The 3045-nt window shown below is 33.7% G+C and carries 3 protein-coding genes and 1 pseudogene; 3 read left to right on the top strand and 1 reads right to left on the bottom strand.

Annotation, left to right across the window (positions count from 1 at the left end; genetic code table 11):
* Positions 1-248: 248 nt before the first annotated feature.
* From WBN21_RS15080 to WBN21_RS15070, 3 genes are all read left to right on the top strand, one after another.
* Positions 249-992 (top strand): DUF6090 family protein, encoded by a 744-nt coding sequence (locus WBN21_RS15080; RefSeq protein ID WP_424201715.1) that lies wholly within the window; start codon positions 249-251, stop codon positions 990-992.
* A 162-nt stretch (positions 993-1154) separates the two neighbouring features.
* The gene (locus tag WBN21_RS15075; protein WP_424201713.1) at positions 1155-1922 is read left to right on the top strand and encodes a DUF6090 family protein; all 768 of its coding nucleotides are present in this window, start codon (positions 1155-1157) and stop codon (positions 1920-1922) included.
* Positions 1923-2112: 190 nt separating this feature from the next.
* Positions 2113-2589 carry a nuclear transport factor 2 family protein gene (locus WBN21_RS15070; protein WP_424201711.1) on the top strand — a complete coding sequence of 159 codons (477 nt, stop codon included), beginning with the start codon at positions 2113-2115 and terminating at the stop codon, positions 2587-2589.
* 158 nt (positions 2590-2747) lie between these two features.
* Here WBN21_RS15070 and WBN21_RS15065 read toward each other — a convergent pair.
* Positions 2748-3045, bottom strand: a pseudogene (locus WBN21_RS15065) (TonB-dependent receptor); the annotation flags it as partial.

The raw sequence follows: 3045 nt of genomic DNA, 5'->3' as shown, positions 1-3045 counted from the left end.
TAAATATGTAGAAAATCAAAAGTATATTGATAGTGCTCATGTATTTTATAATTTAGTTGGTGCCTCCATTAAGTAGCAAATAAAAAACTATTGCCAACACAGTATATAAAAAATTGCTGTTTAGGCTAAATTTAAAGGTCGTTGCTTGTTTTGTTACGTCTGATTTTCCTTCGGAAAATCCTCGCACACAAAACCGCAACGTTCCTTACACAAAAACGTTGTGCGTCATTATAACCAACCGCTAACCAATGATAAAATTCTTTAGAAAAATTAGGCAAAATTTACTTTCAGAAGGTAAAACTGGCAAATATTTTAAATATGCAATTGGCGAAATTGTGCTCGTAGTGATTGGAATTTTAATTGCGTTATCAATTAATAATTGGAATGAGTCCAGAAAAGAAGAAAATTTAAAGGAAAATTACTACCAACAACTTTTATCTGATTTTGAAATCGATAACAACTTTGCTAAAGAAAAGATATCATACTTACAGGCAGAAATAAAAAAAATAGAGGACTATAACAAAATTTATGCGAAACCCAATTTAAGCATTACTGAAATTTTCGATAGCATACTAAAAAATAATTTTTCTACTTCTGGTTTAGAATATAAAACAAGTACTATTGAAACGCTCATAAACACAGGAGATATAAAAATTTTCAATCCTAAACTTCGGGGTTTATTGACACAATATAACAAAAGTAAATTGGAGAACATAAAGTCATTTTCAGCCAACTTGGGTGATCTTAGTGATTTATTGAAAGAAGCGGCCTTAAAAGGCGCATCAGTTTTAATACAGAAAAAGTATCATAATCAATCACAATTAAGACAAATGCTAACTATTGAAAAAAGATACCCAGATATGTATATTGCTTTAGATGCTTATCTTGATTGGAAAAGTATTGTATATGGAGCATACATTAATAATCTTAATCAAAACATAGACGAATCAAAAGAAATTATTGAAATCCTTAAAACCGAATTAAAAAAATAACGAAAGCACAACAACGAGTATAATTAATTGCTTGTTCTGTGTGTAATTGGAAAACCCTAGCGGATTTTATATTCGCTTTATATTTGCTAAATTACGTTCTAAACTAACGCTACAACTCATTCACCAAGACGTTAGCCTTCATTATGACCAACCACTAACCAAATGATAAAATTCTTCAGAAAAATTCGACAAAACTTACTCTCTGAAAACAAATTCAGTAAATATCTGATTTATGCTTTTGGCGAAATTATCCTTGTTGTTATTGGGATTTTAATTGCTTTACAAATTAACAATAACAATAATTACAACGAACAAAGAAAGGTAGAACAGGAATATTTATTGTCGCTGCAAGCAGAATTTGAAACGAATCTGAACAAAATAAACACTTCCATTAAAGAAAATGAGCAACGGGTAGTAGCACTTGATAATCTATTGACCTTATTTGACAGAAATGTCCTTGACACAGTCAGTAATCAGGCAATTTCTCAAATGTTCCTCCCTATTCTTGGTAGTGCTTTAGGCTATTTGCCGGCAAAAGGAGTTTTAAGCGATATCATTAGTTCAGGTAAGCTCAATATCATTGAGAATAAAAGCTTAAGGCAACATCTGGCCTCTTTTGAAAGTTCATTAGATTTATTAGACATACAGTTAAATGGAGCAGATTTCGCTGACGAAAAATTGCGCACTTTTGTATATAAGGAGGGAAGTGTGCGAAACATTGTAAAGGATATAGGATTTATGGATTTTGAACACAAGTCGATTTCCGAAAAGGTAAATAACAAACGGATGTTCGAATCAGTTGAATTTGAAAATATTCTGTTGCCATACAGACTGTTGGCTAAAGCCACAAATGGGCCTCGTTTATTTGGAGGATTAAAGGCAGAAATAGAAACCATATTAGTTGAAATTGAGCAAGAACTGGAGAAATAACGAAAGGCTAACAACGTATATAACCGGCCGGCAGCCAGGTTAATTGCTGGGTTCTAGACTACTTACGAATATCCTTTCGGATTTTCTATTCGGTTTTTATTTGCTAAATTACGTACTTAACCACGCAACTAACCATACACAAACACATCGGCAGCAAGGCTGAACAGACTTTAATTGAATTGAAATGGAAATGAAAAGAATACTTATACTCTTTATTGGACTCACATTAAGTTTTTTGACTTCTGCTCAACAAACAGATGTATTGGATATGGAATCTGAAAAAGTAGCTGTTAAAAATCTAGTAGAACAATTTCTAATCGCTGTTGGAAATTACGACACAGACGCAATATCAACAATGTTTAGCGAGAAGGCTAACATATCTGGCGCTTCTTTAAGAGATGGAAAATGGATTACTAACACTTATACCATTCAAGAATTTTTGGAACGCTTAAAATCTTATGATAACCCAACAAAATATACAGAACCGGTTTCTGATTTTACAGTCCACATGGAAATGGGAATGTTAGCATTTGTAAGAGCTGATGCAACATTTATAATAAATGGCGAACCAAGAAATAATAATTTAGACTATTTCACTCTGATAAAAGAAGATGGAGATTGGAAAATTTTGAACGGTTCTTATGTTTCAGTTCGCATTAAGAATTAGTAAAATTACTGGTTATTTAAAAACATAGCAGATATGCCCGCGTTAGGCCTGCCTGCCGGCAGGCAGGGATAGTAGTGGATAGCCCACAGCTTTTGCGCCTTAGGGCAGAAGCGAGGACTTGGAACGGATAGCCCGACGACCTTAGGAGGCGTAACGCCCTATAAATTATCCAACTGGTTGCTCTTTTTATCCTCGCTTATGGTCCAAAAGAAGCCTACAAAAAAGAATTGATCGGTGGCTGGCTGCAAGGCTCTTCTGTTAAAATGTCCGTTTATATCTGGTGTGTTAGCATATTGGTAGCCGTTAATGTTTTTAAAACCCAAAACATTATTTACCGAGGCGTACAATATTTTTTGCGGACTAATTAAATACGCCCAATTTAAACTCAGGCTATTAAAAGCTTTTGTTTTCTGGTTTAAAAAACCTGTTGTGTTAGGATTGGTATAGGTTCTGCCG

It is taken from the genome of Algibacter sp. (assembly GCF_049667265.1).
GTDB lineage: Bacteria > Bacteroidota > Bacteroidia > Flavobacteriales > Flavobacteriaceae > Algibacter_B.
This window is presented reverse-complemented; position numbering and strand designations above follow the sequence as displayed.

Coding starts and splice junctions, on each gene's coding strand:
- WBN21_RS15075 (WP_424201713.1), top strand. CDS start 1,155: ATGATAAAATTCTTCAGAAAAATTCGACAAAACTTACTCTCTGAAAAC.
- WBN21_RS15070 (WP_424201711.1), top strand. CDS start 2,113: ATGAAAAGAATACTTATACTCTTTATTGGACTCACATTAAGTTTTTTG.
- WBN21_RS15080 (WP_424201715.1), top strand. CDS start 249: ATGATAAAATTCTTTAGAAAAATTAGGCAAAATTTACTTTCAGAAGGT.